This window comes from Bacillus sp. BB081 (assembly GCF_008368895.1).
Classification (GTDB): Bacteria; Bacillota; Bacilli; order Bacillales; family Bacillaceae_G; genus Bacillus_A; species Bacillus_A wiedmannii.
In genome coordinates, this window is sequence record NZ_QOZX01000103.1 from 22,704 (window position 1) to 30,113 (window position 7,410).

Below are 7,410 nucleotides of genomic sequence, written 5' to 3' on the forward strand. Positions count from 1 at the left end.
TTTTGAAGGAGAAAGTTTATTCAAAAGTCAATTTGTAAAGAGAGGAAGGTGTTACTTTGAATAAGGAGCAGAATGTTTTGAAAACAGAGAAAAGTTGTTTTGAGAGGACAATAGTATCTATATATAAAGCGTTAGAATTTATAATGAAATATACAATGATTCTAATAATAATAATGTCAATATTTGTGATAATTGCTGCTGTTTATTTTAAAATATACGAGGGTATAGGGGCAGGTGTATTCCTCTTAATCTCGTCATTATTTGCATATTTGGTGTTTTTTAAGAAAAATAAAAATGTCTAAATTAATAGCGGAAATAAAATTTCAAAGAGTAACTATAATACGTTATTTGAAGAGGGAAAGCTTTAAATATGGCATGAATGTATAACAGCAAGAAAACCTTCTCTTTTCGTTAAAATGAGAAGGTTTTTATATTTAATCTACATGATTTAAGTAAAGGTAGTTAAAGGTGGGAAACTTGGATGTGGGATATAAAAGAAAAAGATTTAGATGAATTTAAAATAACATGTAGAAATCGTTTAAGTCCTGAGGCTGCTGTAGGTTTTATGTTAGGTTCAATCATATACACCTCATTAATAATGTTAGGTGTAATTTATGGTTTGGTGAAATTTGGTTGGTCCGTATATCCTAGTTTACTAGAGGAAACAATTATTAAAATAGAGTTATTTTTGTATAGCTTACAAATCATTTTTCTTATTGTATATTTATTTCCCAAAGCCCGTTTTAAATTTCAAAAGTTACAAGCTATAGTTATATTGCTATATGCACTTCAACTTGCGACTATAGGATTTGTAACAGTAGTTGTTTCGAGTATTTTCAGTTATTCAAATGATCGTGTTACATTGACTTATGTAGTCTTATTATTGTTAGGAGCCTTTATTATTCATATTTTTACAACAATTAATACCTTTAAGCAAGCTAGCGAAGGCGCATTTAGTAAGTGGAAAAATTCAGTTTCATTTTTTAGTAAGACAAAAGATTTTTTTATGATTGCTTCTATATTATATGTATTAACTCTCCTAATCTTAATTTATATTAATAATGATTATACGATGGAGCAAATAGGTTGGTATGCCGTATTGACCCTTATACTATATTCGGTAGCCATAGGTGCAGCAGAGTTCCAATTATTAGCCTATTGTAGATTTAAATTTCCATCATTTTATATTTCGTGGGAGGAACACGAAACGGAGCGTCAGGAATTCTTAAAGCGTTATAAAGAGAGAGAAGAAAAGAAAGAAAAAGAAATAAAATAAGTTTTGCATCGAAATGAGGAAAGATGAATGCTTAAAATAAAGGAAGAAGATTTAGGTTTTTTCAAAATTGCAAATAAAAATGGATTAAGTCCGGATTATATAAGAATCTTTTATGTAGGAGTTTTTGCATATACTTCTATACCCATGCTCATCATGTTTTTAGGTGTTTTGCTGAACGGTGATAAGATTTCTTTAACACCATTTGAAACATTTTTGGTACGATCTGAGGTAAAGTTATACATTTTGGAGTTGATTTTTTTAATAATTTTCATGTCTTCAAAGGTTGCTTTTAAATTACAGAAACTCCAAGCCATCGTGACTTTATTTTATTCTTTTCAATTAGCAACATTACCATTTATCGTTATGATGGTTGAAGGAATGTTTGATTTTCCAAGTAATAATAAAACGTTAGTTTATATTGGTTTAATAATGCTAGGGGCGCTTTGTACTCACATTGTAACTACAATTGATGTTTTTATAAAGGCAAAACATGGAGGATATAAATCGGAAGGACCAGCTGTCTCATTTTTTACTAACGCAAAATTATATTTATCGATTGGAATGACAATTAGTGTAATGGTTCTACTTATATAATTTTTCTAAATCTTAATTATACATTTAGCCAAATGGCAATTTATGTTGTACAAACAATAATATTATATATATTCGCTGTAGTATCAGCAGAATTCGTCCTATTGGTGTATTGTCGCTTTAAATTTCCATCATTTAATATTACGTGGGAACAACATGAAAAGGAACGCCAAGAATTTATAGCAAATAGAAAAAGAATCAGAGAGAAAGAACAAAAGAGAAATAAAAACTGAAATGAAAGTTGTAAATGATACTCGTAAACTTATATAGAATAAATGCATTATTCATAAGTTAACTAGTAAAGGGAGGGATGTAATATCTTGAATAAAGATCCCAAAACTGTAAAAGCAGAAAAAGGTTTATTTGAAAGTGTAATAGCACCTATTATCGTTGGGATTATGTTTATCTTTTTAATTCTATATAAAGTAGCAGAGTTTCTAGGGAAGTGGATTGTTATCTTTGGAATAATATTTTTTATTGGTAGTATATTTCTTTGCATATATCTAGAAGAATATGGAGGGGTGTTGGGCGGCGGGATAGGGTTAATATCGATGTTATTGTTATATTTTATGTTTATTAGAAAAAGTAAAAAAGACTAGTTTAATATGAAATACTAAAAACATTTATTTACTCTCAGTTTGTCTACAAAAATAGAGTTATTACATGTTTTTAGAAAAGGTGGTGTAATTATATGTGGAACATAAAAGAAGAAGATTTAGATGAATTTAAAATAACATGTAAAAATCGCTTAAGCCCAGAACGCTCCATGGTGTTTATACTTGGCGCAACTGTTTATAGTTCATTATTCATGCTTTTTATTTTGGGAGCATTAGTTAAATTTGGCTGGGGTTATTATCCAAATCTCTTTGACAAAATAATTGTTAGTATTGAATTAGTGTTATATGGTTTGCAAGTAATTTTTTTCATTCTATATCTATTTCCAAAAGTTCGTTTTAAATGTCAAAAGTTGCAAGCGCTTGTGATATTATTATGTACATTTCAGCTAGGAACTATAGGATTCACATTATTTATACTTCCAGCAATTTCAAATTATTCGATTGATCAAATTACATTATTGTATCTAGGTTTATTGTTTCTAGGAGCAGTTTTTGTTCATCTGGTGACAACGATTGATACCTTTAAACAAGCAGAGAGTGGAGCATTTAGTATGGATGAAAGGGCAGCTTCATTTTTTAGTAAAACAAAAAACAACGTAATGATTGGTGTTACGGTATATGTACTAACCCTACTTATTTTAATTTATTTTCATAATGATTATGAAACAGAGATATTAGTAGGGTATATAGCAGGAACTCTTGTAATGTATGCGGTAGCCATAGGTGCAGCTGAATTCAAATTATTAGCCTATTGTAGATTTAAGTTTCCGTCATTTTATATTTCGTGGGAGGAACATGAAAGAGAACGTCAGAAAAGACTAAAACTTTATGAAGAGAAGGAAAAAAGAAAACTAAAGAAATAAAATAAGTTTTGTGTCGAAATGAGGAAAGATGAATGCTTAAAATAAAGGAAGAAGATTTAGATTTTTTCAAAATTACAAATAAAAACCGATTAAGTCCTGGTGGTGTAATGGCCTTTTTAGTTGGAGTTTTTGTATACGCTTCATTACCGATGTTTTTTATTGTTTTGGGTTTTTTACAACTTGGTTGGGAGGCTTATCCAAAATCTTTTGAACGAATATTTGTTTCTGTAGAGTCAGTATTATATATTCTGCAAATCCTTTTTTTGATTATCTATTCATTTCCGAAATTAAGATTTAAATTACAAAAGTTACAAGCCATTGTAATTGTGTTTAACTCGTTTCAGGTTGCAACGGTAGGGTATGCTTATGTATTAATTGAAGCGATATTTGGATATACTTGTGAAAATCTAACCGTATGTTATATAGGTCTATTATTATTAGGAGCGATTACTACTCATATTGTAATTACAATCCATACTTTTAAAAAAGCAAAATATGGAGGTTATAAGTTGGAAGGGGAATCAGTCTCATTTTTTACTAATACAAAACTCTGGATGTTAATTGGAATGGTAATTTATATAGTTGTCCTATTGATATTAATCTTTGCAAGTATTCGTTTTGCGCTAAAGCCGATGGTGTTTTATTTTTTACAAACAATTATATTATATGTATTTGCCGTTGCATCAGCAGAATTCGTCCTGTTAGTGTATTGTCGCTTCAAATTCCCATCATTTAATATTACGTGGGAACAACATGAAAAGCAACGCCAAGAATTTATGGCAAATAGAAAAAGAATAAGAGAGAAAGAACAAAAGCGAAACAAAAACTGAAATGAAAGTTGTAAATGATACTTGTAAACTTATATTGAAGATAGAATGAATACATTATTCATAAATTAACTAGTAAAGAGAGGGATGTAATGTCTTGAATAAAGATTCAAAAACTGTAAAAAAAGAAAAAGGTTTTTTTGAAGGTGTAATAGCACCTATTATTGTTGGGAGTATGTTTATCTTTTTACTTCTATATAAAGTAGCAGAGTTTCTGGGGAAGTGGCTCATTATTTTGTCAATACCGAGCTATATTGTTACTATGTTTATTTTTTTATACCAGAAAGAATATGGAGGTGTATTGGTTTGTGGAATAGGCTTAATACTAATGCTATCGCTGTATTTTGTGTTTGTTAAAAAAAGTAAAAAAGGCTAGTTTAATATGAAATACTAAAAACATTTATTTACTCTCAGTTTGTCTACAAAAATAGAGTTATTACATGATTTTAGAAAAGATGGTGTAATTATATGTGGAATATAAAAGAAGAAGATTTAAATGAATTTAAAAGTACTTGTAAGAACCGCTTAAGTCCCGACTGGGCTACAGGGTTTATGTTTGGAACGATGTTTTTTATTTCATTAATAATGTTTTTTCTTATTGTAGGGTTAATAAGGTTTGGTTGGAGTTATTACCCGACTCTCTTTGATAAAATAATTGTTAGCCTTGAGTTAGTACTTTATAGTCTTCAAGTAATTTTTTTAATTATTTATCTGTTTCCTAAGATGCCATTTAAATTTCAGAAACTACAAACACTCGTGGTACTGTTATATGCGTTTCAGCTAGGTACTATAACATTTACAATGTTGATAATTCCAGGAATGTCAAATTATTCAATTGATCAAGTTACATTAATGTATGTCGGGTTATTATTTTTAGGTGCAGTCATTGTACATATTTTAGCGACTATTGATACTTTTAGACAGGCAAGTAAAGGGGCATTTAATACGGGAGAAGAATCCTCTTCATTTTTTAGTAAAACAAAGAGGATTGCAATTAAGTGTGCTCTAATTTATGTGTTAACTCTTATCATTTTAATTTATGTGCATAATGATTATATACTAAATATTTTAGGATTGTATGCGGGAGGAACTTTAATCATGTACGCGGTAGCCATAGGCGCAGCTGAATTCCAATTATTAGCCTATTGTAGATTTAAATTTCCATCATTTTATATTTCATGGGAGGAACATGAAAGGGAACGTCAGAAAAGACTAAAGCTTTATGAAGAGAGGGAAAAAAAGCAAGCCAAAGAAATAAAATAAGTTTTGGTTTCTGAAAATTCGAACAGAATATATAAGCAATAAAGGATTGTATATAAATCGATGCTATTAAAAATTAAAGTATCTTCAATATAATCTGTATGAGTAAATAAATACCAATAAGTAAAGGTGAAATGTATTACTTTCCAAAAAGGAACATAATGAATTTAAAAATGCCTAGAGAAATCAACGGGGTGTCAGTATGAAGTTAAAGAAGAAAGCTAAGATGATGATAGTTCTGTCAATAGTAGCAAGTTTATTAAGTGGATGTGATTTTGGAGAGACGAATATAGAGTATGAGAGATTAGTAAAGGCATTGGATGAAGGTGATATGAAAACGGTTATGTCTGCGAGTGATGATGGATATGCATATGTGAAAGAAGAGACTAGCGAAAGTACTTATGAAGAAAAAGAAGATGGTGAACATAGCAGGATAATATATCAAACAACCCATGGAGTATATAATGTGAAAGAAGACGACTTATATGGGAAAACAACTCAAAAGGTTGTTACTGATATAAAAAATGATAAAAACGTTGGTAGTAATCAAAATTACAAAAAAGAAACGGTCTATAGTACAAATTTAAAAAATGAAAAATCCCGTTCAGTAGCCCAGGATCAAGCTATGAATGTTTCATATGTAAAATTAATGTTTAGAGGATTAAATGAACTTAGTAAATTGAAACCGAGTGAAGATACAAAAAGATCTAGTGAACCGAGCATAATAAGCTATGATTTAACTGAATTACAGTTTAAAAGCATAATAAATGACAAGTTAAATTTAAAATATGATAAATTTGATTCTGCAATATTGATGATTGAATTTAATACGCCTAATAATACAAAAGAAAATCAAATGAGAATAATACAAATAACAATATCGGTAAATTATGAAGAAAGAAAAGAAGATAAGCTTATAAAACGCAATCAAGAAATTTCAACATATTATCATACCAGAGAAGATAATAATCAAAGTGCCAAAAAAGAATATGTAAATTATGAAAAAGAGTATATAAATTAAAAATAATATATTTTGATTGAATTTTGAGAACGATAAATGTTGTGAAGATATGAGTAAAGGGGTAGTAAAAAATAGTTATTGTGATAACAGTTATGTTTTACTGAGCGCGTATAGTTTTGGTAAATCAAAATAGAGTATGAGAGTCTAATAAAGGCATTGGATGAAGGTGACAAGAAGACGGTTATACTTAATTGAAAGAAGAATATTTGGAACTTTTGAGGAAAAAGAATACTACTTGAACCATCAAAAGGCATTCTGGTTAGATGATTATGGTAATTAATATGGTAATGATATACCTAAAAGATTATCTGAATTTAGTTGTACAAAGATCTATGTACTTAAAAATATTAAGAATGTAATAGAATTTTAGTGCACGAAAATTATTTAAACTGTATAGAAGGGGAAATGTCAGGGTGTGGAATATAAAAGAAGAAGATTTAGATAAATTTCGAATAACATGTCAAGGACGTTTAAGTCCTGAAGGTGCTACGGGTTTTATGCTTGGAACGATATTTTATATTTCAATATTTATGTTTATTATTTTTGCAGGGGATTTGAATTACTACAACAATTTTTTTGATAGAACAATTGTTAAAACTGAAATTGTGTTATTTAGTATTCAAATTATATTTTTAATTATATATCTATTTCCGAAAGCATATTCTAAATTTCAAAAGTTAAAACGCAAAAGTTACAAACGCTAATCGTATTACTATATGCGTTTCAACTTGGAACGATATTATTTGTAGTTTCGATTGTTTCTGAAATGGCTGACAATTCAATTGGTAGGATGTATACCGCGCTACTAGTTGTAGGAGCAGTTATTATCCATATTGTAGCAACGCTAGATACATTTAAACAAGCAAGTGAAGGTTCATTTAGTAGTGATGAAAGATCCACCTCGTTTTTTAGTAAGACAAAAGGAGCTATGATAAAGGGGGCTATAATATATATA

9 protein-coding genes and 2 pseudogenes are annotated in these 7,410 nt (G+C 29.1%); all 11 read left to right on the top strand.

Annotation, left to right across the window (positions count from 1 at the left end):
* Positions 1–56: 56 nt before the first annotated feature.
* Positions 57–302, top strand: coding sequence for a hypothetical protein (locus tag DN394_RS29905; RefSeq protein ID WP_017657489.1), 246 nt, complete (start codon positions 57–59; stop codon positions 300–302).
* Between the two features lie 179 nt (positions 303–481).
* Positions 482–1,276: a hypothetical protein gene (locus tag DN394_RS27510; protein WP_061678621.1), complete on the top strand. Its 795-nt coding sequence runs from the start codon at positions 482–484 to the stop codon at positions 1,274–1,276.
* A 27-nt stretch (positions 1,277–1,303) separates the two neighbouring features.
* Positions 1,304–2,100 (top strand): annotated as a pseudogene (locus DN394_RS27515) (hypothetical protein).
* Positions 2,101–2,187: 87 nt separating this feature from the next.
* Entirely contained in the window at positions 2,188–2,466 is a 279-nt protein-coding gene (locus DN394_RS27520; protein WP_046959248.1) for a hypothetical protein, read from the top strand.
* 92 nt (positions 2,467–2,558) lie between these two features.
* A complete protein-coding gene (locus DN394_RS27525; protein WP_061678619.1) occupies positions 2,559–3,347 on the top strand; it encodes a hypothetical protein in 789 nt (262 codons plus the stop codon).
* A gap of 32 nt (positions 3,348–3,379) precedes the next feature.
* Positions 3,380–4,177 carry a hypothetical protein gene (locus tag DN394_RS27530; protein WP_098208701.1) on the top strand — a complete coding sequence of 266 codons (798 nt, stop codon included), beginning with the start codon at positions 3,380–3,382 and terminating at the stop codon, positions 4,175–4,177.
* Between the two features lie 94 nt (positions 4,178–4,271).
* Entirely contained in the window at positions 4,272–4,550 is a 279-nt protein-coding gene (locus DN394_RS27535; protein WP_061678617.1) for a hypothetical protein, read from the top strand.
* Positions 4,551–4,642: 92 nt separating this feature from the next.
* Entirely contained in the window at positions 4,643–5,437 is a 795-nt protein-coding gene (locus tag DN394_RS27540; RefSeq protein WP_098208700.1) for a hypothetical protein, read from the top strand.
* A 223-nt stretch (positions 5,438–5,660) separates the two neighbouring features.
* Positions 5,661–6,455, top strand: coding sequence for a DUF3952 domain-containing protein (locus DN394_RS27545; RefSeq protein WP_141542906.1), 795 nt, complete (start codon positions 5,661–5,663; stop codon positions 6,453–6,455).
* Positions 6,456–6,602: 147 nt separating this feature from the next.
* Entirely contained in the window at positions 6,603–6,650 is a 48-nt protein-coding gene (locus DN394_RS29635) for a hypothetical protein (protein WP_229163603.1), read from the top strand.
* Between the two features lie 218 nt (positions 6,651–6,868).
* A pseudogene (locus tag DN394_RS27555) lies at positions 6,869–7,410 on the top strand (hypothetical protein); the annotation flags it as partial.